This is a genomic window from Microbacterium sp. BWT-B31 (assembly GCF_041379855.1).
GTDB lineage: Bacteria > Actinomycetota > Actinomycetes > Actinomycetales > Microbacteriaceae > Microbacterium.
This window is the reverse complement of sequence record NZ_JBFECU010000017.1, coordinates 41,021-60,849: the sequence shown is the minus strand read 5'-3', so window position 1 is coordinate 60,849 and position 19,829 is coordinate 41,021. Positions and strand designations below refer to the sequence as shown.

General features: G+C 71.5%; 20 protein-coding genes. 13 read left to right on the top strand and 7 right to left on the bottom strand.

Annotation, left to right across the window (positions count from 1 at the left end; all coding sequences use genetic code 11):
- Nucleotides 1-42: 42 nt before the first annotated feature.
- Together AB1K54_RS14990 and AB1K54_RS14985 are read left to right on the top strand one after the other, a co-directional pair.
- On the top strand, nt 43-558 hold the full coding sequence (locus AB1K54_RS14990; protein ID WP_371203562.1) for a DUF6328 family protein: 516 nt from the start codon (nt 43-45) through the stop codon (nt 556-558).
- Nucleotides 501-1,355 carry a carbon-nitrogen hydrolase family protein gene (locus AB1K54_RS14985; protein ID WP_371203561.1) on the top strand — a complete coding sequence of 285 codons (855 nt, stop codon included), beginning with the start codon at nt 501-503 and terminating at the stop codon, nt 1,353-1,355. The genes AB1K54_RS14990 and AB1K54_RS14985 overlap by 58 nt, the downstream gene beginning before the upstream one ends.
- Nucleotides 1,356-1,363: 8 nt before the next feature.
- Here the strand turns inward: AB1K54_RS14985 and AB1K54_RS14980 are convergent, their stop codons facing one another.
- Nucleotides 1,364-2,566 (bottom strand): aminotransferase class I/II-fold pyridoxal phosphate-dependent enzyme, encoded by a 1,203-nt coding sequence (locus tag AB1K54_RS14980; RefSeq protein ID WP_371203560.1) that lies wholly within the window; start codon nt 2,564-2,566, stop codon nt 1,364-1,366.
- 135 nt (nt 2,567-2,701) lie between these two features.
- Between AB1K54_RS14980 and AB1K54_RS14975 the strand changes: the two genes are divergently transcribed.
- Genes AB1K54_RS14975 through AB1K54_RS14965 form a run of 3 tightly spaced genes read left to right on the top strand, consistent with a single transcriptional unit; the run spans nt 2,702 to nt 7,234 of the window.
- Nucleotides 2,702-4,444 carry a trypsin-like peptidase domain-containing protein gene (locus tag AB1K54_RS14975; protein ID WP_371203559.1) on the top strand — a complete coding sequence of 581 codons (1,743 nt, stop codon included), beginning with the start codon at nt 2,702-2,704 and terminating at the stop codon, nt 4,442-4,444.
- A gap of 46 nt (nt 4,445-4,490) precedes the next feature.
- Complete coding sequence (locus AB1K54_RS14970) at nt 4,491-5,789, top strand: CDP-glycerol glycerophosphotransferase family protein (RefSeq protein WP_371203558.1); 1,299 nt, start codon at nt 4,491-4,493, stop codon at nt 5,787-5,789.
- Nucleotides 5,786-7,234, top strand: a complete 1,449-nt coding sequence (locus tag AB1K54_RS14965) for a CDP-glycerol glycerophosphotransferase family protein (RefSeq protein WP_371203557.1) — start codon at nt 5,786-5,788, stop codon at nt 7,232-7,234. The genes AB1K54_RS14970 and AB1K54_RS14965 overlap by 4 nt, the downstream gene beginning before the upstream one ends.
- Nucleotides 7,235-7,288: 54 nt before the next feature.
- Here AB1K54_RS14965 and AB1K54_RS14960 read toward each other — a convergent pair whose 3' ends face one another.
- Nucleotides 7,289-8,383 (bottom strand): glycosyltransferase family 2 protein, encoded by a 1,095-nt coding sequence (locus AB1K54_RS14960; RefSeq protein WP_371203556.1) that lies wholly within the window; start codon nt 8,381-8,383, stop codon nt 7,289-7,291.
- A gap of 41 nt (nt 8,384-8,424) precedes the next feature.
- Between AB1K54_RS14960 and AB1K54_RS14955 the strand changes: the two genes are divergently transcribed.
- On the top strand, nt 8,425-9,711 hold the full coding sequence (locus AB1K54_RS14955; RefSeq protein WP_371203555.1) for a CDP-glycerol glycerophosphotransferase family protein: 1,287 nt from the start codon (nt 8,425-8,427) through the stop codon (nt 9,709-9,711).
- Nucleotides 9,712-9,742: 31 nt separating this feature from the next.
- Here the strand turns inward: AB1K54_RS14955 and AB1K54_RS14950 are convergent, their stop codons facing one another.
- On the bottom strand, nt 9,743-11,152 hold the full coding sequence (locus tag AB1K54_RS14950; RefSeq protein WP_371203554.1) for a phosphotransferase: 1,410 nt from the start codon (nt 11,150-11,152) through the stop codon (nt 9,743-9,745).
- Nucleotides 11,153-11,265: 113 nt separating this feature from the next.
- Here AB1K54_RS14950 and AB1K54_RS14945 point away from each other — a divergent pair, with 113 nt between their 5' ends.
- Entirely contained in the window at nt 11,266-12,009 is a 744-nt protein-coding gene (locus AB1K54_RS14945; RefSeq protein ID WP_371203553.1) for a dienelactone hydrolase family protein, read from the top strand.
- A gap of 27 nt (nt 12,010-12,036) precedes the next feature.
- Here AB1K54_RS14945 and AB1K54_RS14940 read toward each other — a convergent pair whose 3' ends face one another.
- Nucleotides 12,037-12,249 carry an SCO4848 family membrane protein gene (locus AB1K54_RS14940; protein ID WP_371203552.1) on the bottom strand — a complete coding sequence of 71 codons (213 nt, stop codon included), beginning with the start codon at nt 12,247-12,249 and terminating at the stop codon, nt 12,037-12,039.
- Nucleotides 12,250-12,546: 297 nt separating this feature from the next.
- On the opposite strand from AB1K54_RS14940, the gene AB1K54_RS14935 reads away from it, so the two are divergent.
- Genes AB1K54_RS14935 through AB1K54_RS14925 form a run of 3 tightly spaced genes read left to right on the top strand, consistent with a single transcriptional unit; the run spans nt 12,547 to nt 14,424 of the window.
- Entirely contained in the window at nt 12,547-12,921 is a 375-nt protein-coding gene (locus tag AB1K54_RS14935) for a GntR family transcriptional regulator (RefSeq protein ID WP_371203551.1), read from the top strand.
- The gene (locus AB1K54_RS14930; RefSeq protein ID WP_371203550.1) at nt 12,918-13,760 is read left to right on the top strand and encodes an ATP-binding cassette domain-containing protein; all 843 of its coding nucleotides are present in this window, start codon (nt 12,918-12,920) and stop codon (nt 13,758-13,760) included. Before AB1K54_RS14935 ends, AB1K54_RS14930 begins: the two co-directional genes overlap by 4 nt.
- Before the next feature lies 1 nt (nt 13,761).
- Nucleotides 13,762-14,424, top strand: a complete 663-nt coding sequence (locus AB1K54_RS14925) for an ABC-2 transporter permease (RefSeq protein WP_371203549.1) — start codon at nt 13,762-13,764, stop codon at nt 14,422-14,424.
- An 86-nt stretch (nt 14,425-14,510) separates the two neighbouring features.
- Here AB1K54_RS14925 and AB1K54_RS14920 read toward each other — a convergent pair whose 3' ends face one another.
- The 3 genes from AB1K54_RS14920 to AB1K54_RS14910 form a co-directional block, all read right to left on the bottom strand.
- Nucleotides 14,511-14,717 carry a hypothetical protein gene (locus AB1K54_RS14920; protein ID WP_371203548.1) on the bottom strand — a complete coding sequence of 69 codons (207 nt, stop codon included), beginning with the start codon at nt 14,715-14,717 and terminating at the stop codon, nt 14,511-14,513.
- A gap of 9 nt (nt 14,718-14,726) precedes the next feature.
- The gene (locus AB1K54_RS14915) at nt 14,727-15,701 is read right to left on the bottom strand and encodes a hypothetical protein (RefSeq protein WP_371203547.1); all 975 of its coding nucleotides are present in this window, start codon (nt 15,699-15,701) and stop codon (nt 14,727-14,729) included.
- 94 nt (nt 15,702-15,795) lie between these two features.
- Nucleotides 15,796-16,488 (bottom strand): NTP transferase domain-containing protein, encoded by a 693-nt coding sequence (locus AB1K54_RS14910; RefSeq protein WP_371203546.1) that lies wholly within the window; start codon nt 16,486-16,488, stop codon nt 15,796-15,798.
- Nucleotides 16,489-16,871: 383 nt separating this feature from the next.
- On the opposite strand from AB1K54_RS14910, the gene AB1K54_RS14905 reads away from it, so the two are divergent.
- Genes AB1K54_RS14905 through AB1K54_RS14895 form a run of 3 tightly spaced genes read left to right on the top strand, consistent with a single transcriptional unit; the run spans nt 16,872 to nt 19,819 of the window.
- On the top strand, nt 16,872-17,984 hold the full coding sequence (locus AB1K54_RS14905; RefSeq protein WP_371203545.1) for an ABC transporter ATP-binding protein: 1,113 nt from the start codon (nt 16,872-16,874) through the stop codon (nt 17,982-17,984).
- Nucleotides 17,960-19,525: a hypothetical protein gene (locus tag AB1K54_RS14900; protein WP_371203544.1), complete on the top strand. Its 1,566-nt coding sequence runs from the start codon at nt 17,960-17,962 to the stop codon at nt 19,523-19,525. Before AB1K54_RS14905 ends, AB1K54_RS14900 begins: the two co-directional genes overlap by 25 nt.
- A gap of 27 nt (nt 19,526-19,552) precedes the next feature.
- The gene (locus AB1K54_RS14895; RefSeq protein WP_371203543.1) at nt 19,553-19,819 is read left to right on the top strand and encodes a DUF3039 domain-containing protein; all 267 of its coding nucleotides are present in this window, start codon (nt 19,553-19,555) and stop codon (nt 19,817-19,819) included.
- The last annotated feature ends 10 nt before the right edge of the window (nt 19,820-19,829 follow it).

The following is a 19,829-nucleotide window of genomic DNA, read 5'->3' as shown; positions in this document are numbered from 1 at the left end:
TGACCGGTTGCCGGGTTCGGGGCGTCGCGCCAGGATGAACGCATGCCATCTTTCCGTGACCTCGCCGCAACCGACGACAGACCGGACGGACGCGACGAGACGCCGTCGGAGCGCGCGGACCGCAACTGGGCCGAGGTGCTGCAGGAGTTGCGGGTGCTCCAGACGGGCACGCAGATCCTCACCGGCTTCCTGTTGGCGCTGGCGTTCCAGCCGGCGTTCTCGGATCTGAACGACGCCCAGCGCTTGCTCTACCTGACGCTCGTCGTGCTGGCGGCCCTCACCGCGATCATCGCGCTCGCGCCGGTGGCTCTTCACCGCGTGCTGTTCCGGCGCCTCGCCAAACCCCAGGTCGTCGCCTACGGCCACGCCGCACTGGTGACGGCGCTGGTCACGGTGGCGTTCGTCCTGGTGGGCGTGGTCGCGTTCGTCTTCGACGTCGTGGTGGCAGATGCCGCCGCCTGGGTCGCGGCGATGGCTCTGGGCGGTGTCGTGGCGCTCCTATGGGTGGTCATCCCGGTCGTTCTGCGGGCGCGGCTCTCGGTGAAGGACTGCCGGTGAGCGTCGCGGTCGCGGTCGCGCAGTTCGCGCCGACTGCCGACGCCGACGCGAACCTCGCACTCATCGAGGGGCTCGTGGCGACGGCATCCGGCCGCGGCGCGCGCGTCGTGGTGTTCCCCGAGTACTCGAGCTACTTCGTCGACCCGTTCGACGCGTCGCTCGTCGAGCACGCCCAGCCGGTCGACGGCCCCTTCACGCGGGCGCTGGCCGAGTTCGCGTCGACCTTCGCCGTGACGATCGTCGCGGGCCTCGTCGAGCGGGCCGCCGATCCCCGCCGCGTGCGCAACGCCGTCATCGCGGTCGACGCGACGGGCGTGATCGGGCGGTACCGCAAGCTGCACCTGTACGACGCGTTCGGCCAGCGCGAGTCCGACTGGGTCGAGCCCGGCGAGCTCACCGAGCCCGAGACGTTCGACGTCGACGGGTTCCGGTTCGCCCTGATGACCTGCTACGACCTGCGCTTTCCCGAGGTCGGGCGGCTCCTGGCCGACGCGGGAGCGCATGCGATCCTGGTGCCGGCCGAGTGGGTGCGCGGTCCCCTCAAGGAGCATCACTGGCGCACACTCGTGCATGCCCGTGCGATCGAGAACACGCTGTTCGTCGCGGCGGCCGACCATCCGCCGCCCCTGGGTGTCGGAAACTCGATGATCGTCGACCCGCAGGGGGTCGAGATCGCCGCGGTGGGCACGGCGACCGATGTCGCCGTGGCGCACCTCGACCTCGACGCGATCGAGCGGGTGCGGCGGGTCAACCCGGCCTTGAAGCTGCGGCGGCTGCGGGTCGTTCCGCGCGCCTGAGCCGCGGCTCAGCTGCGAACGGAGGCGAGGCGGGATGCGGCCTCTTCGAGCACCTCGAACCGCTTGCACGCCGCGAACCGGACGAGGCTCGCGTACTGCGCGCGCCGGGCGGGAGTGGTGAACGCCGTCAGCGGGATCGCCACGACCCCGGCGCGCTCGGGGAGCGACCGGCAGAACTCCGCCGCGTCCGTCGCACCCAGGGGCGCGGCATCCGCCACCGTGAAGTAGGAGCCGGACGCCACCCGCACGTCGAAGCCGGCCGTTCGCAGCCCCTCGCCGAGGAGGTCGCGCTTGGCGCGCAGCGTCGCGGCGATCCCGCGGAAGAAGTCGTCGGCAAGCCCAAGGCCCAGGGCGATCGCGGGCTGGAACGGACCCCCGTTGACATAAGTGAGGTACTGCTTGACCGCGAGCACCGCGTCGACGAGATCGGCGGGGCCGCTGACCCAGCCGATCTTCCAGCCGGTGGTCGAGAAGGTCTTGCCGGCCGATGAGATCGTGAGCGTGCGCTCCCATGCGCCGGGAAGCGTCGCGATCGGCACGTGCAAACCGTCGAACACGAGGTGCTCATACACCTCGTCGGTCACGATGATCGCGTCGTGGCGCTCGGCGAGCCGCACGATCTCGGCCTGGACCTCAGGTGTGAAGACGGCTCCGGTGGGGTTGTGCGGGTCGTTCACGAGGATCACGCGCGTGCGATCGGTGACCGCGCGGGCGAGTTCGTCGAGGTCGGGCTGGAACGCCTCGCCGCGCAGCGGCACGGTGACCAGCCGCGCGCCCGCCAGGGCGACGCACGCGGCGTACGAGTCGTAGTACGGCTCGAAGACCACGACCTCGTCGTCGGGGCCGTCGGTGAGCCCGAGGATCGCGGCGGCCAGCGCCTCGGTGGCACCCGCCGTCACGAGCACGTCGCGCTCGGGGTCGAGGGCGAGTCCGTAGAAGCGGCGCTGATGCTCGGCGATCGCTTCGAGCAGGGAACGGATGCCGCGACCCGGCGGGTACTGGTTGACGCCGTGCGCGATCGCCTCGCGTGCCGCCGCGAGCACCTCGGCCGGGCCGTCCTCGTCGGGGAAGCCCTGCCCGAGGTTGATGGCGCCCGTGCGCGCAGCCAGCGCGCTCATCTCGGCGAAGATCGTCGGGCGGGCGCTGCCGTCCGGGTCGATGAGCCCGGCGCCGAGCGCGGTGCGGCGCCACGCGCCGGGAATGTGTCGCATCACCGAAACGCTACTCTTCTCGGGGCTGGGTTCTCGGCGAGGTCATAGGAGCACATAGGGGCATCCCAACCGCGTCATAGGAATTCCACAGCGTCGGGCGCGAACCTTGTCTCGGCCTTCACAAAGGAGCATTCCATGAGCGACATCCAGGACGGACGTCCGAGCGACCCGAACTCCACCCCCGAGCACGACACGGCCCCCGGCCCCGAGTCGGCGACCCCCGAGCACGACGCGGCCCCCGCCCCCGAGTCGGCGGCTCCCGCCGCCCCGGCGCCCCAGCCCGAGCAGGCTCCGCCGCCGGCGCAGCAGCCCGCCGCGCACGTTCCGCCGCAGGCGCCCGCCGCACCCGTCCCGCCGCAGGCTTCCGTCCCGCCGCAGGCCGCACCGGGCGCGCAGCCGACGACCCCGTGGCAGCCCCCGGCTGCGCGTCCGACGCAGCCCGGCTACCCGCAGACCTACGCGGGCCAGCCCGCCCAGCCCGGTCAGGCCCTCGCCCGCCCCCCGCAGCACTACGCCGGTCAGGCGTACCAGGGTCATCCGGCGCATCCGGGCCAGGCGCACTACGGCGCTGCGCAGCACGGTCAGCCTTCGCAGACCCAGCCGACCCTCCCGCTCGGCCCCGCCGGTTCGGCGCCCACCGGCACGGTTCCCACGAGCGGCGCGCCGGCCGCCCCCAAGCCGAAGTCGGGCGCGGGCAAGGTCGTAGGCATTCTTGTCGCGGCCGCCCTCGTGGGCGGTGCCGCCGGCATCGGCGGCGCGTGGGCCGGCTCGGAATGGTTCGCCCCGGCGTCGACCACGCCGGTCGCCGGCCCGCAGACGGTGACCGTCAACAACACCGACTCCGTGAACCAGACCACCGCGATCGCCGCGAAGGTCGTGCCGAGCGTCGTGACGATCTCGGCCTCGGACGGCAGCAGCGGAGGCACGGGCTCCGGCGTCGTGCTCAGCGACGACGGCTACGTCGTCACCAACACGCACGTCGTCACGCTCGACGGCCAGACCGGCAGCGCGGCGATCCGCGTCACGACGTCCGACGGCCGCGTGTTCGACGCCAAGGTCATCGGGACCGACCCGACGTACGATCTGGCGGTCATCAAGCTGAAGGATGCCTCGGGCCTGACTCCGGTCGAGTTGGGCGACTCGTCGAAGCTCAACGTGGGCGACACGGCGGTCGCGATCGGTGCGCCCCTCGGCCTGTCCAACACCGTGACCACCGGTATCGTCAGCGCGCTGAACCGCTCGATCCAGATCGCGTCGTCGGCGGCGCCCGAGTCCGGTGACCAGGACGAGGACCAGGGCACGCCCAACGGCGAGAACGGCCCGTTCCAGTTCGACTTCGGCCAGGGCCAGCAGCAGGCGGCTCCCTCGGCAGCCATCTCGATCGCTGTCATCCAGACCGACGCGGCGATCAACCCCGGCAACTCCGGCGGTGCGCTCGTAGACTCCCAGGGCCGACTGATCGGCATCAACGTCGCGATCGCGACGGCGGGCGGCGGCTCGTCCGAAGGCAACGGGTCGATCGGCGTCGGCTTCTCGATCCCCGTCGGCATCGTCAAGCGCATCACCGGCGAGATCATCGAGAACGGCGAGGCGACGCACGGCCTGCTCGGCGCGAATGTGCGGGCCGCGGCATCCGTCGAAGGCTCCACCATCACCGGTGCCTACATCGCCAAGGTCGAGCCCGGCGGTGCGGCCGAGAAGGCGGGCCTGGCGGCGGGCGACATCGTCACGGAGTTCAACGGCGTGCCGATCACCGGCTCGGTCGACCTGACCGCGCAGGTGCGGGCGGTCGAGGCGGGCGGCGAGGCGACCCTCACGTTCGTGCGGGACGGCACGCGCCAGACCGCGGACGTGACCCTCGGCACGCTGGCGCCGTAAGCACCGGCAAGCGGGGACGCCACCCGGCGAGCGATAGGCTCGCGGGGTGGCGTCCTTCTCGTTCGGCGCGGGGAACGCGCGAAAGATCGCGGGCATCCCCCTCTATGCGGCCGGGCGCCTCGCGACGCTCGTGATTCCGCGCTCGCACGACGAGTGGGTGTTCGGCTGCGGCGCGGGAATCGGCGACGGCGCGCTCGCGCTCTGGCACGTCGTTGCCGGGCAGGGGCATCCGGCGGTATGGCTCGTCTCGAACGAGCGCGAGGCGACGGATGCCGCGGCCCTCGGCATCCCGACGGTGCCCAAGCGCTCGCTGCGGGGCTTCTGGCGCACGGCGCGGGCGCGCACGGTGGTGGTCACGCACGGGTTCGGAGATGTCAACCGCTACGCCGTGTCTGGCGCGTTCGTCGCCCAGCTCTGGCACGGCATCCCACTCAAGCGCATCGGTCTGGACTCGCCCGAGACGGTGCGGCCGCCGTCGGTGCTGCGCGGTCCCGCCGCCGCCGTCGCGCGCCGGGCGCTTGCGATCATGTACCGCGGCGCCGCCCGCCGCATCGGCGTGCTCCCGGCCGCGTCGCATCTGGTGCGCGGACGGCTGGAGTCGGCGTTCGGGCTCGCCGACGAGCGGGTGCCGGTCACCGGCGAGCCGCGCGTCGACGTGCTGTCGCGCGGGAGTGCCGCGACCCGGCGCTCCGCAGCCCGCGACGGCGTCCGCGAGGTCGCAGGTCCGCTGGAGGAGGACTCGCGCCTCGTGCTCTACGCACCGACCTGGCGCGACGGGGAGCTCGACCCGGCGATCCCCGCCCCCGAGCACTGGCAGGCGCTCGTCGAGGTGCTCGAGCGCCGCGACGCGGTGCTGCTCGTGCGCTCGCATCCGCTCGGGGCGGGGGAGTACGCCCCGCCTTCGCCCACCGACCGCGTGCGACGGCTGGGCAGCGACCTCGTGCCCGACGTGACTCCGCTGCTGCCGGGACTCGACGCGCTGGTCACCGACTACTCCTCGCTCGCGTTCGACGCGTCGCTCGTGCCGCTGCCGACGCTCTTTCTCGCCCCCGACGTCGAGGAGTACGCGCGGCGCCGCGGCTTCTACGGGCGCTACGAGGATGCCGCAGGCGAGGACTGGTGCGCCGAATGGGGTACGCTGATCGCCCAACTCGACGCCGTGCTCGGTGACGACGCCGCGCGGGCGGAGCGCATCGCGCGCGCCGAGCGGCTCAGCGCCAGGATGCACGCGCATCGCGATGGCGCGAACACCGACCGGGTGTACCGTGCGATCTGCGCGGGACTGCGACGCCCGAAGAAGGGAACCCGATGCCCCGTACCGAGCGAGCGGAGCCAGTCGAAGTGATCGATGCCTCCTTCACCACCGACGGCGGTGCGACGCTGGTGCTGGCGGGCACTGGAGCCCGCCCGCGGTCGGTCGAACTGGTGGGGCCCCGCGCCCGTGTCGTGGCCGCACTCACCGGTCGTGGCAAGACGTGGCGCGCGCAGCTGCCGCTGCGAGCGGCCCGGTGGGGCGGACCCGAGCTGCCGCTGCCGGTTGCCGACTACCGGCTGCGGCTCACGGACGCCGACGGGGTGCAGACGCCGGTGGAGGCATCCGTCCCGCTCACCCAGCTCGGCACGCTCCGGGCGAGCGTCGAGGCCGACATCGTGCGCATCGGCCCGCCGATCGACCCGGCCTACGACTCGGGCGAGGGGCAGGACGCCCTCGAGCGCCGCTACGCCACCCGGCCCGGCGGACTCGAGAACGCGGTCTTCTTCGAGAGCTTCTACGGCCGCACCGCGAGCTGCAACCCGCTCGCGATCGACCGCGAGCTGGCCCGTCGCGCCCCTGGGGTGACGCGCTACTGGAGCGTCGTGGACCTCTCGGTGCAGGTGCCCGACGGAGCGATCCCGGTCGTCGAGGGCAGTCCCGAGTGGTGGCGGGCCCGGGGCGGCGCGCGCCTGCTCGTCGTGAACGACTGGCTTCGCCGCCGGTTCTCGCGCCGCAAGGGGCAGGTCGTGCTGCAGACGTGGCACGGCACGCCCCTCAAACGCCTCGCGCTGCACCGGCCCGGCTTCGACCCGCGCCGTATGGCGGCCGTCGTGCGCGAGTCGCGGCGATGGAACATCCTGCTCGCCCAGAATCCCTACTCGACGCGCATCCTCAGCAAGGCGTATGCGTTCCTGCGGCGGCCGATCTGGGTAGAGGGGTACCCGCGTGACGACGTGCTGGTGTCGGGCTCCGGCGACGCCACGCGCGCGGCGCTGGGCATCGACGCCGGGCAGCGCGTGCTGCTGTACGCGCCCACGTGGCGCGACGACCGCACCGAGATCGTCGACTTCGTCGATGCCGCCGCGCTGGCCGAGGCGACCGGCGCCGTCGTGCTGGTGCGCGGGCACTCGCGCACGCTGCTGCCGGGCAAGGATGCCGAGGGCCCGCGGGTCATCGACGTCACGGGCTTTCCCGACACGTCGCAGCTGCTGCTGGCAGCCGATGCGCTCATCACCGACTACTCGTCGGTCATGTTCGACTACTCGGTGACCGGCAAGCCGATGTTCTTCCTCGTGCCCGACCTGGAGCACTACCGCGGCGAGCTGCGCGGGTTCTACTTCGACCTGGCCGCGCATGCTCCGGGGCCGGTCGTGCGCACCCAGGACGAGCTTGCCGACGCGATCCGCGATCACGATCCGGCCCGCTTCGCCGCGGCGTACGCGATCTGGCGCGCGAAGTTCAACGAGCGCGACGACGGACACGCCGCCGAGCGCGTCGTGAGCCGCATCCTCGACCAGGGTCTCGTCGAGCGCTGATCGGCCCGGGCGTCGCCGTGGGGATCGAGTGCCGCCGCAGGCGGTGTGTCGAGATCACGGCAGCGGCGTGTTCCGGTCGCCGAGCCGTGAGGTGTCGACGGTGTCGTGTGCGCCTCGGGCGACGCCGATGAGAAAGCCCGACCCCCACGAGAGGTGCATCGTGGGAAGCACCGCGAACGTCCACAGCTTGTCGCGCCATCCCTTGCCGCCGCCCGGCCCGATCCCCACGATCAGCACGAGCACGACGTACGCCGCGACCGGCAGGTAGATGACCGATGCCGCCGCCGACGACCACCCCGACACGATCCCGGTCAGCTGCAGCACCGCGACGATGACCGCGAGCACGACGTCGAGCACGAGCAGCGGCGGTGCGAAGAAGCGCGCCGAGTTGCGGTGCCGGTAGCGGCGCACGAGCTCTCCGCGCCAGCGGCCGGTCGCGAAGAACTGGCGGACCAGGCGCGGCCAGCTCTCGCGCGGCCAGTACGTGACCGAGAGCGTCGGGTCGAACCACACCAGGTGCCCGGCGCGGCGGATGCGCAGGTTCAGCTCCCAGTCCTCGCCGCGGCGGATCGTCTCGTCGAACCCTCCGACCTCGTCGATGACGGCGCGGCGCATCACGCCGAGGTAGGCGGACTCGGCCTCGCCCTCGCGCGTGCCGCCGTGGTACGCGCCTCCGCCGAGGCCGACGGGGGAGTTGTAGGCGCGTGCGACCGCGCGCTGGAACGGCGCGCGCCCGTCTGCGCGCATGACGCCGCCGACGTTGGCCGCGCCGGTGCGATCGAGGGTCGCCAGCGCGCGGCGGGTGTACTCGGCCTCGAGCTCGGAGTGCGCGTCGACCCGCACGATCGTCGGGTAGCGGCCGGCTCGGATGGCGCGATTGAGCCCGATCGGGATGTCGGCGTCGGGGTTGTCGACGAGCACGATGCGCGGGTCGGCCGCCGCCAGTTCGCGCGCGAGCTCGGTCGTTCCGTCGGTCGACGGCCCGAGCGCGAGGATGAGCTCGGACGGCCCCGGGACGACCTGCGCGAGCGTCGACTCCACGGCGCGCCGCAGGTATGCGCGCTCGTTGAGCACCGGCATCACGAAGGTCACACCCGGGTCGGTGGTCGCAGATGCCGCCTCTGGACGACCGGGCTCCTCGACGTGCACTGCTCGATCATGTCACGCCGGTGCCTGGGTAGGCTGGAGGAGTGGCAGTCGTGAGAGATGGGAAGAAGGCGATCGCGCTTCTGCGCAAGGCTCTCGCGTCGAGGACCGCGGTGCGCGAGGTCCGCCAGACGATCGCCCAGCGGCCGCCACATCCAGAGCACCACTACAAGGTGGCCGTGTACTTCGCCGACGGCGCGGTGAACATGTACCAGATGCGGCAGTGGTACAAGCCGTTGGCCGGGCTTGCGGCCCAATGGCCTGTCGTGGTGTTGAGCCGCGTGGCGACCGGGGCCCGGGCGCTGCTGGCCGAAGACGCGCCCCCGGTCGCTTTCGTTCCGACCGTGCGCGACCTGGAGCGCTTCATCGCGAAGCAGGACATCCGGGTCGTGCTGTACGTGAACCAGAATACCCGCAACTTCCAGATGTTCCGCTACGGCCGGCGCTGGCACGTGTTCATCAACCACGGCGAGTCCGACAAGATGTACATGACCACGAACCAGTTCAAAGCGTACGACTACGCGCTTATCGCGGGGGATGCCGCGCGCGAGCGTCTCTCGCGCGTGCTGTGGGACTACGACCTCGGCTCCCGCACGATCGAGATCGGCCGTCCGCAGGCCGATCATTACTCGGGCACCCTTCCGTACACGCCCGACGAGCGCACGGTCGTGCTGTATGCGCCGACGTGGGAGGGGGACCGGCCGTCGGCGCACTACGGCTCGATCCGCACCCATGGCGAGTCGCTCGTGTCGGCGCTGCTCGCGACCGGTAGGCATCGCGTGATCTACCGCCCGCACCCGCGCTCGGGCGTCGTCGACCCCGAGTACGGGGCGGCGAACCGGCGCATCATCGACGCGCTCGCGGCGGCGAACGCGGCCGACCCCTCGGCCGGTCACTTCTTCGACGACGGCCCGGAGCTCGGCTGGCAGCTCTCGGCGTCCGATGTGGCGATCGTCGACATCTCGGCGATGGTCTACGACCGCCTGGCCGCCGACAGGCCGCTCATGATCACGCGCCCGCACGACGAGCGGGCGCTGGTCGACACACACGGCTATCTGTCGGCGTGCGAATGGCTGGATGCCTCGGCCGCGCCCGACATCGTCGCCGAGACCGACCGCGTGCTGAACGACCCCGACGCTGTCGCGCGCCTCGAGCAGTGGGTGCGCCACTACTTCGGCGACACCGCCCCGGGCTCGGCGACGCAGCGCTTCCACGCGGCGATCGCGGAGCTGATGCGAAAGTGGGACGACTGGCACGAGCGCTCGCTCGCCGGGGGCGAGGCGGACGACGATGAGGCCGGCGAGGCCGACGAGGCCGACCTGGACGACTGAGCGGCGCGGGTGGGCGCCGCCTGCGCGCGCGTCAGCCGGCGACGGAGGGCTGTTCGACCAGGCGCGTGATCGCGCGCAACGGGATCGAGACCCAGGTCGGCCGGTTGCGGGACTCGTAGATCGCCTCGTAGACGGCCTTGTCGATCTCGAGCGCCGCCAGGAGCGTGCGCTGTGCGTCCAGGTCGACGCCCGACACCGCGGCATACCCGTCGAGGAACGCCTGGCGTGCGTCGTTCGCCCACGCCAGCACGGTGTGCGAGGACCGGTCTGTCGCGTCCAGGCGAATGGAGCCGGCGACGTAGTCGAACGACCTGAGCATGCCCGCCACATCGCGCAGGGCGAGGTCGGGTCGCTGCCGCTCGAGCATGGGGCGCAGCGGCTCGCCTTCGAAGTCCACGATCACCCAGCCCCGCGCGGGGGAGTGCAGCACTTGCCCGAGATGCAGGTCTCCGTGCACGCGCTGCACCGCGGGCCATGGCCTCTCTGACGCCCGCGTGTACACGCGGGCGATCGCGTCGCGCTGCTCCTCGAGGCCGGGCACCTCGGCGATCGCCGTCGCCAGGCGCCGCGCCCACGCGGCGCCGACGGCCTGCCGGTCGCCGGGGAGCGTGTCGCGGGTCGGGAACGCGCGCGCGAGCGTCACGTGCACCTCAGCGGTCGCCTCGCCGAGTGCGCGGGCGCGGTCGGTGAAGTCCTCGCCGCGCGCGGCGGCGGTGAGCGCCACGCGCCACGCGTCTTCGACGTCGGGCAGGAACTCCTGCGCGAACGCGAGTGAGCCGGTGACCGTCCCTCCTGCGGTCGCGAGGTCGGGCCACTGGCCCTCCAGCGTTCCGACGGCGGCGGGCACGTGTGTCGACCCCGCGGCGGCGAGCGCGGTCTGCAGTTCGATGTCGGGGTTGAGGCCGGGGTGCACCTGCCGGAACACCTTGCAGATGACGGATGCCGCGGCATCCGGATCCCGGAAGATGATCGAGGTGTTCGACTGCTCGCCGCTCAGCACGCTCGCCTCGAGGTGGGCGGCTGCCTGCGGGTCGGAGCCGGCCGCGGCGCGGCCGACCGCGGTCGTGCGCGGACCGCGCGCGACTCCGCCCTCGGTGACGAGTCGGATGAGCGCGCGTGTGTATGCGGGGTCGTGGGGTCCGTCGACGAAGGTCGTGCCCGGCTCGGGGTCGCCGATGACGTGCTCGGCCGCGGCGGCGTCGAGTGTGGCCGTCGCGCGTGCGACGACGGGGATCTGGTACAGCACCGCAGGCAGCGCGCCCTCGTCGAGCACGAGGAACGTTCGTGCCTTCGCGCGCTCGGGCGCGGTCGGATCGTCGTCGGGCGCGGCGAAGTCGTGGTCGAACCACGCGACCAGGCGCAGGCTCGGCGTGCGTCCTTTGCCCGCGTACCAGCGCTGCCGGGGCAGCCACGCCGCCAGACACGCGAGCGTGCTGTCCATACAGTGACACTAGGGCGGCGCGTGGGGGCGTGTCGAGTGACCGCCGAAAGCGCCTGCGTGGTGCCGCGCGGACGAGGCATCCGTCCGCCGCCCGATTCTGGCACTATCGCGGTATGCACGAGCTCGAGAGCTGGGCGCGCGTCGAGGTCACGTCAGGCGGCGAGACCCGACCGGTCTATCGCAAGGGCGACGGGACCGGGGTGATCGTGATCCACGAGTTCCCCGGGATCGCGGCGTCTCTGGTGGCGTTCGCCGACGAGGTCGTCGCGCGCGGGCACACGGTCGTGCTGCCGCACCTGTTCGGCACCCCCGGCGCAGGCATGACGTTCGCGAACGTGGCCGGGAGCGTCTGGCAGTTCTGCGTCCGGCGCGAGTTCTCGGTCTTCGCGCGCGGGCGCACGAGCCCCATCGCCGGATGGCTGCGAGCTCTCGCGCGCCAGCTGCACGACGAGGTCGGCGGAACCGGCGTCGGCGTCGTCGGGATGTGCTTCACGGGCGGCTTCGCGCTGGCGATGATGGCCGATGCCCCGGTCATCGCCCCGGTGCTCGCCGAGCCCTCGCTGCCGGCCGCTGCCGGACTGCCTCGCGGCGCGCGCCTGCGCGGGGCCGATCTCGGACTCGGCCCCGAGGACCTGGAGGCGGTGCGATCGTCGTCGTGCGAGGTGCTGGGCCTGCGCTATCGCACGGATCCGGCCGTCGGCACCCGGTTCGCGACGCTCGAGCGCGAACTCGGCGACCGGTTCATAGCGGTCGAGTTCGAGGGCAAGGGTCACTCGGTGCTGACACGCGACCGGCAGCAGGAGGGCGTCGAGCGCGTGCTCGACTTCCTCGACGAGCGGCTCGCGGCGGCCGGATGACGGATCGGCGGCGCGGTTCGCGTCGCGTCAGAAAAGCGCGATGACCGCGACGATGGCGGATGCCGCGGCCAGCAGCAGCGCGATCCCGATGAGCACCGCGTGCACGATGAGGAACCGCGTGGGCTTACCGGCTTCATCGTGCGCGCGAGCGTCTTTGGCCACCCGCCGGTAGAACGTCGGCCACACGAGCACGTTGAAGAGAGCATTGAGCAGCAGCAGAACGATGAGGGTGACGGTCACCCTTCGAGCCTAAGCGGGTGCGCGCGAGCGAGCGCACGCCGGTCGCGTGCTGTCCCCATGTCGACGGCCCCGGGCAGCGTCCGAACACATGAACCAAACTCATCCCGACGCGGTTCTCGACGCCGACGAACGCGGCTGCGGGTCGCCGAGTCGACGGTTTGAGGGACTGTTGCACGAGTGGGTGGCATCCTGTCCTGACCCGCCTGACGAGTTCCAGTCGAGATCGCGAGTGGTCAGGTTTGCTTCCCGAGCGTCTATACTGAACATAGACAGTAGGTATGTTGGGAGGCATTCGGTATGCGCGTCATCGTCTCGTCGGTGTCTGGCGTCCCGCTCTACGAGCAGATCGTGGAACAGGTCCGGCAGCAGATCATGGCGGGCGAACTCGCGGCCGGGACCGCATTGCCGTCGTTGCGCGTGCTTGCCAGCGAGCTGCGCGTCAGCCTCATCACAACGACACGGGCATACAACGATCTGGCCGCCGAGGGGTTGATTGTGAACGTGCCGGGCAAGGGCTCCTTCGTCGCGCAGATCGACCCGGCCGAGGCCCGGCGCGCAACGCTCGATTGGGCGCGCGAACGGCTGCGGCAGGTCGTCGTTCGCACGCAGCACCCCGGGCTCGTATCGCTGGCGGAACTGATTGAGATGATCACGGAGGAATGGGAACGATGAACACGACCGGGAACGTCCTGGAGACGGCCGGACTGGTGAAGCACCGCGGCGGCTTCATCCTCGGGCCGCTGGACCTGCGCATTCCGCAGGGCTTTGTGACAGGGATGGTCGGGGCGAACGGGTCCGGCAAGACTACGACGCTGCGCACCCTGCTCGGCCTGATCCGCGCCGACGCCGGCAGCATCACGATCCCGCCGACGAACGAGGTCGGGATCGCGTTCGACCAGCCGTTCCTGCTCCCGGACTGGCGCATCCGCGATGCGGCCACCACCTACGCAGCCTTCCGGCCCGGCTGGGACCAGGCGTGGTTCGACCGGCTGGGCCGCCGGTTCGGGTTGCGCGGCGACACGAAGGTGAAGGAGCTGTCCCGCGGCGAGGGCAACAAGCTCATGATTGCGCTGGCGATGGGCAACCACCCCGAGCTGCTGATCCTTGATGAACCGACGAGCGGACTGGACCCCGCCGCACGCACCGATCTGGTCGATCTGCTGCGCGAGCATATGACTCGCGACGACGCCTCGCTGCTCTTCTCCACCCACATCACCAGCGACCTGGAGCACTTCGCCGACTACCTCGTGTTCATCGACGCGGGGCGCATTGTCTACCAGGGCGCGCTCGACGACCTCGTGCAGGACTTCGCCTATATCCAGGGATCACTGGACGATCTGACCCCCGGCAACACGCCGCTGATCCGCGGGCTACGTCGGGGCCGGGGCGGCTTCGACGGGATCATCCGCACCGCCGATTCCGCCGTGTTCGGCTCGGGGGTCAGTATAGAAGCGCCCACGATCGAGCAGATCGTCGTCCACCACCAGCGGCGCCCCGACGAGGAGGACTGACATGCCGAGCGTCGCCCGATTCATCAGACTGGACCTGCGATCCCTGCGACCGTACGCGAGGAACCTCATCATCCCGGTCGTCATCATCCTCGTCGCCGCGGTCCTGCCTACCCGCAGCCCATACGCGATGATCCCTGCGCCCGCCGTGTTCGCGGTCATCATCGCTCCGCAATACCTGTTCGGGAACGACGAGCGCGGCCGGCTCGACACCCTCTACACCGCGCTCGGTATCGCCCGCCGTCAGGTCGTCACCGGCCGCTACGCGACCAGCCTTCTGCTGCTCATTGGGCTCACCGCGGCCGGCTTGATCCTGGCCCCGGTGACCGCCCTCCTCCTGCGCGTCGAGCTGGACTGGGCGATCGCGGCGGCACTCGCCGCCGGCAGCGTCGGGATCGTCGGCGCCCTGCTCGCCGTCGAGTTGCCCGTCTACTTCGCGCTCGGAGCCACCCGAGCCCGCACGGTCGGGTTCGCCGTCCCCGCCGCGATCATCCTCGCCGTCGTCTTCGCAGGATGGGCCTTCCCCGATGCCGGAACGACCGTGCTCGGCTGGCTAGAAGGCACCAGCCCCGGCTGGCTGGCCCTCGCCGCGCTTGCAATCCTCGCCGTCCTCGGAACCGCGTCGAGCCTGTTGGCCGCACGGCTCTACGCCCGCCGCGACTTGTAGGCGAGGGAGCGCGAACTCGCCGCGTCGCGATCCTCGGGCACAACGACCTCGGGGCGGTCGACCCCTACCCGACGTATACGCGGCGCCTACGCGTCGCCGTCGTCGCCAGAGGGAACGGCCGGGACCACGATCGAGATCGACGAGACGCCGGGCGCGGCATCCGTCAGCAATGCGTCTGCGACCGCGATCGGCTCCGCCAGGCGCTGTGCGACCGATTCGGGCGGGAGCGGCTCGGAGGGCAGTCCGGCCCAGTCCTGAGGATCCTCCTGCGGCCGCAGCGTGAACTGACCCATGGCTCGACCCTACCTCGGCTCGAATGCGTCGTCGTCGGCGGGGTCGGCCCCCGACTCCGGCGTGCCATCCGTGAGCTCGCGGTCGTCACGCCGTCGCACGACGCCGCCCGCCCGTCGCGCCGCGCCTCCGACCGCCTTCGCGCCGCGGGTGACGCCGACAACGACGCTCTCGCCGGCACGCCGGATCGAGCGCGCCGTGAGCGACTCGATCGGGGTCGCGCCGGGCCTCGGCTCGAGCTCGGCGGGAAGGCCGATCGGTGCGGCGCCGAACGCGCGGCGCGAGTTCACCAGCACGCGACGGCCGAGGATGTGGTTGCCGGTGCCGCCGATCACCGCGCCGATGCCGAACGGGAGGGCCTTGCCGATGAACGATGCCCCGCCCTTCGCCGCGAACTGGCGGACGAACGCCGTCTTGAGCCGGTCGACGAGGGGTCCGACCGCGGCGCGGGGGAGCGTCTTGGTGATGAGCTCGCCCCAGTACCTGTCGCGCGTGACCCCCTTGCCGGCCATCTGCCCGGCCAACTGCGCCACGAGATCGACGCCCTCCTTGCCGAGCATGAGGGTCAGCACGAGGGCGCGAGCCCGATCGGGGTCGGCGACACGGATGCCGTGCACTTCGGCGACCGACTGCGCGAACAGCGCGGTCGCCTCGAGGAACGCCACCGTCTCGACGCCGCTCAGCGTCAGCGTGACGCCGGTGCCGATGCCGGGCACCACCGCAGTCGCACCGACGGCGGCGCCGCCGGTCGTCACGGCGGTCAGGTACCGGCGCTCGAGCATGCGCACGATCTGGTCAGCAGACGAGTCCGGATGACGCAGGCGGATGCTCCGCAGATGGGCGATCACCGCGGGACGCTGGATCGCGAGCACGCGGTCGAGAGCACGAACCGTGAAGGGATGCTCCGCGGATCCGGTCGGCGCAAGACCGCCGTCCCACGGTGCGTCGTCGGACAGCGAGTGGATGCGGTGCACCTTCTCGGCCATCACGCAGATCTTATGCATCGGACGCTGTCCGACGGCTGTGGATCGGTGGCGGTTGACGATCCGAGCAGAATCCGCCTCGGCCGGAGGGCCGGGATCAGACGTAGAGGTTGGCGCGCTCGAGGTCTTCGGCGAAGTCGACCTCGACCGCGTACAGGTCCGAGATGTCCATCGGCGCGAGGCGCAGGCCGTCTTCGAGGATCGCGAGTTCGAGCCCGCGCTCGAAGTAGTCCTGATCGTCGACGCGCTGCAACTGGCGGATGAAGGACTTCTTGTCGGCCGCTGAGATGTAGTTGATGCCCACCGCCTCGCCGATGCCGCCCACGACGGTCTTCGACAGTTCGGCGATGCATCCCTCGGCGTCGATGGTGTACTTGACCTCTTCGTCGCTGACCTTCGAGGTGTTGACGGTGACGAACGACTGCTCGCGCTCGATGAGCGACACGGCCCGGCCGAGCACGCGCGGATCGAAGACGACGTCGCCGTTCATCCACAGCACGCCGCCGCGACCGGTCGCGGTCAGGGCGCGCAGCAGGCTCTTGGACGTATTGGTCTGGTCGTAGCGGTCGTTGTACACGTAGTCGACGTGCGGGAACGCCTCGACGATCGTCTCGGCGCGGTAGCCGACCACGGTCGTGATCCGCGCCTCGCCGCCGAAGGCCGCACGGACGTTGTCGTGCTGCTGTCGCATGATGCTCCGGCCGTCGCCGAGCTCGGTGAGGGGCTTGGGAAGGGCGCGCCCGAGGCGCGAGCCCATGCCGGCCGCGAGGATGACGGTCTGAAGTGTCACGATGATGCTGCTCCTGGAGTGCTGTGTTAAGCGTCGGTTTACCGACACGACACCCCTTTGTGCTTCGTTCATGGTAGCGATAGGCCCCTGGGAGGGTGCAGAATGCGCGGCCTCTGTTGCCCTTTCGTGATAAAGCGCCCGCGAATGAAGTTTTCGTCACCTTACTGGGCCGAAAGGGACGCGGTTGATACGTTGGTGAGGTGACCCCATCTCTTCCGGTGCCACACGAATCCGCCCCGGGCGATCCGGAGCGGGATACCGCGCGCGTCCGCGTGCCCGATCTCGTGATCCTTCCTCCCCGCCCTCCTCTGCCCGGGGAATCGGCCGAACCGGTGCCCCCGGCCCCCGCGGCCGAGCCGAGAAAGCGGCCGGCGAAGCCGCGCTTGCGGTTTTCCCGCGCGGCCAAGGCGGCGCCCTCGGCGAGGCAGCCCGCGGCCGGCGCGATCCCCGCCGACCAGATCATCGTTCCCCCCAAGCCCCCGCTTCCGGCGCCGCCCGCGCCGCCGGTCGTCGAGCACCCCCCAGAGCCGGAGAACGAACCGGTCGCTCCGCAGGCCGCGCATGAGATCACCGCCCTCGCTCCGCCCGTGCCGCAGGCGCCGGCAGCGACCGCGGCGGCGTCCGTGGCCGAGCCCCTCTCGATCGCCGACGACGCGCCCGCCTCCAGCCGCCCGCCCACCGTCGGCATCACCGATGCGCTGACCGCGGAACGGGCGCTGCCCGCAGAGCTTGCGGGTGAGCCCGCGCTGGTGCTGCGCGGCGTGACCAAGTCCTTCGGCGGCACGGTCGCCGTCGACGGCGTCGACCTCACGGTGCCGTCCGGAGCCTTCTACGGGCTGGTCGGGCCCAACGGCGCCGGCAAGACGACCACACTGTCGGTCATTGCGGGGCTGCTGCGCCCCGACAAGGGGGCAGTGCAGGTGGGCGGCATCGACGCGCGGGCGAACCCGCGCGCGGCCAAGCGCCGGATGGGCGTGCTGCCGGACCGCCTGCGCACGTTCGACCGGCTCACCGGACGCCAGCTGCTCCACTACTACGGCGTGCTGCGGGGGCTGCCCACGGCCGTCGTCGAGAGCCGCGCGGCCGACCTCGCCCGTGCGTTCGACCTGACGGACTCGCTCGGCCGCGTCGTCGGCGACTACTCCGCGGGCATGACCAAGAAGGTGATGCTCGCCGGTGCGATGATCCACTCGCCGCGCCTGCTCGTGCTCGACGAGCCCTTCGAGTCGGTCGACCCCGTCTCGAGCGCGACCATCCTCGACATCCTCTCCACATATGTCGCCCACGGCGGGACGGTGATCCTCTCCAGTCACGGCATGGACCTCGTGCAGCGCGTGTGCTCGCGCGTCGCGGTGCTCGTCGCCGGCCAGGTGCTCGCCGAGGGAACCATCGACGAGGTGCGCGGCGAGCTCACGCTCGAGCAGCGTTTCGTCGAGCTGGCGGGCGGCCTTGGCGACGTGGAGGGCCTCGAGTGGCTGCATACGTTCTCGGACTGAGGTTCGCGACCCTCGCCGGGGCGTTCCGCGGCGGCATCGACAAGGTCGTCCGCACACTCCTGTGGCTCATCGTCGTCGCGGGCATCACGGTGCTCATGTGCTGGGCTCTGCTGAGCCTGGCGGATGCCGACACCGACGTCGCCCTGTCGGTCACCGTGCTCGGCGGCTCCGCCGTGACCCTCGGCTTCGCGCTGGCCCCGATCATCGGCGGTGCGGGCGACCCGCTGGACCCGCGCCGCTTCGCGGTGCTCGGGCTTGCGGAGGGGCGCCTGGCGCTGATGCTCGCCGTGGCGGGGCTCATCGGCATTCCCAGCCTGGCTCTCACCGTCGTCGCCTCGAGCGCGGCGGGGATGTGGAACGTTCAGGGCGTGCCGTGGACGGTGGGCGCGGCATCGGTCGTACTCGGCGTGCTCACCTGTTCGCTGCTCGGGCTCGTGAGCATGGCGCTGACGGCGCTGTTGCTGCATGAGCGGCGCTCGCGCGAGCTGTCGGGCGTGCTGCTGCTGGCCCTTCTCGTGGTGATCGTCCCGATCGGCGTCTTTCTCGCATCGCTCGAATGGGGTGGTCGGGTGCCGGGCGAGCTGGTCGAGGTGGTCGCGGTGCTCGCCGTCACCCCGATCGGCGCGGCCTGGGCGTATCCCGGGCTGGTCGCCGCCGGCGGCGACGCGGCCCTGAGCCTGGTCGTGGCCATCGCGACCGTGGTCGCACTCGGTGCGCTGTGGCTCGCCCTCGTGCACCGCCTGGTGACGACGACCGAGCGTCCGGCGGCGGTGCGGGAGCGCGGCGGGCTGGGATGGCTCGCCCTCACCCCGGGCACACCGGGCGGCGCGATCGCCGCCCGCAGCCTCATGTACTGGCTGCGGGACTCGCGCTACCTCGTGAATCTCGCGATCATCCCTGTGGTCGCGCTCGTCGCCATCGTGCCGCTGCTGGTCGCGGGCGTGCCGATGGAGATCGTCGCGATCGTGCCGGCGCCGCTGATCGCGCTGTTCCTGGGATGGCTGCCGCACAACGACCTCGCCTACGACTCGACCGCGGTCTGGATGCACGTGGCCAGCGGCGTGCGCGGGTTCTCGGACCGCGTCGGACGCCTCGTGCCGGTGCTGCTGGTCGGAGTGCCGCTGCTGGCGATCGCGATCTGCGTGTCGATCGCGTGGCAGGGCGACTGGGGGCTGCTTCCCGCGATGATCGGCGTGTGCGCGTCGCTGTACCTCGCCGGACTCGGCCTGTCGAGCATTTCGTCCATCGTCGCCCCGTACGCGGTGTCGCGCCCCGGCGAGAGCGCGTTCGAGCAGCCGCAGCGGATCGGGTCGGGCGGTGCGGTCATGCAGGCGCTCGTGCTCGCCGGCGCCGTCTGCGCCAGCCTGCCCGCCCTGTGGTGGGGGTGGCTCGCCCTGCAGGGCGAGCCTGAAACGGCCACCGTGGCGCTGTGGGGCGGAGTGGCGATCGGGGTGGCCGTGCTGGCGGGCGGCATCGCGCTGGGCTCGGCTGCGTTCGAGCGTCGCGGCGGGCGGATCATGGAGTTCGCCGAGTCCACCTGACAGGCGCCGCCGCTAGAATGACAGACCATGAGCACCCCCCTCGAAGGCCCTGACCAGGGCGGACTCGCCATCCTCGACCGCGAGCTCGAAGAGCTCATCCGTGAGGAGAACATCGAGCCGGGTGACCACGAGCGCTTCTCGCACTACGTCAAGAAGGACAAGATCCTCGAGTCGGCGCTCACCGGCAAGCCGGTGCGCGCGCTGTGCGGGAAGAAGTGGACGCCCGGTCGCGACCCCGAGAAGTTCCCGGTCTGCCCCACCTGCAAAGAGATCTACGCGTCGCTGAACTCGTAGCGACGGCTCC

Coding starts and splice junctions, on each gene's coding strand:
- AB1K54_RS14990 (WP_371203562.1), top strand. CDS start 43: ATGCCATCTTTCCGTGACCTCGCCGCAACCGACGACAGACCGGACGGA.
- AB1K54_RS14985 (WP_371203561.1), top strand. CDS start 501: ATGGGTGGTCATCCCGGTCGTTCTGCGGGCGCGGCTCTCGGTGAAGGA.
- AB1K54_RS14980 (WP_371203560.1), bottom strand. CDS start 2,566: ATGCGACACATTCCCGGCGCGTGGCGCCGCACCGCGCTCGGCGCCGGG.
- AB1K54_RS14975 (WP_371203559.1), top strand. CDS start 2,702: ATGAGCGACATCCAGGACGGACGTCCGAGCGACCCGAACTCCACCCCC.
- AB1K54_RS14950 (WP_371203554.1), bottom strand. CDS start 11,152: ATGGACAGCACGCTCGCGTGTCTGGCGGCGTGGCTGCCCCGGCAGCGC.
- AB1K54_RS14945 (WP_371203553.1), top strand. CDS start 11,266: ATGCACGAGCTCGAGAGCTGGGCGCGCGTCGAGGTCACGTCAGGCGGC.
- AB1K54_RS14935 (WP_371203551.1), top strand. CDS start 12,547: ATGCGCGTCATCGTCTCGTCGGTGTCTGGCGTCCCGCTCTACGAGCAG.
- AB1K54_RS14930 (WP_371203550.1), top strand. CDS start 12,918: ATGAACACGACCGGGAACGTCCTGGAGACGGCCGGACTGGTGAAGCAC.
- AB1K54_RS14925 (WP_371203549.1), top strand. CDS start 13,762: ATGCCGAGCGTCGCCCGATTCATCAGACTGGACCTGCGATCCCTGCGA.
- AB1K54_RS14920 (WP_371203548.1), bottom strand. CDS start 14,717: ATGGGTCAGTTCACGCTGCGGCCGCAGGAGGATCCTCAGGACTGGGCC.
- AB1K54_RS14915 (WP_371203547.1), bottom strand. CDS start 15,701: ATGGCCGAGAAGGTGCACCGCATCCACTCGCTGTCCGACGACGCACCG.
- AB1K54_RS14895 (WP_371203543.1), top strand. CDS start 19,553: ATGAGCACCCCCCTCGAAGGCCCTGACCAGGGCGGACTCGCCATCCTC.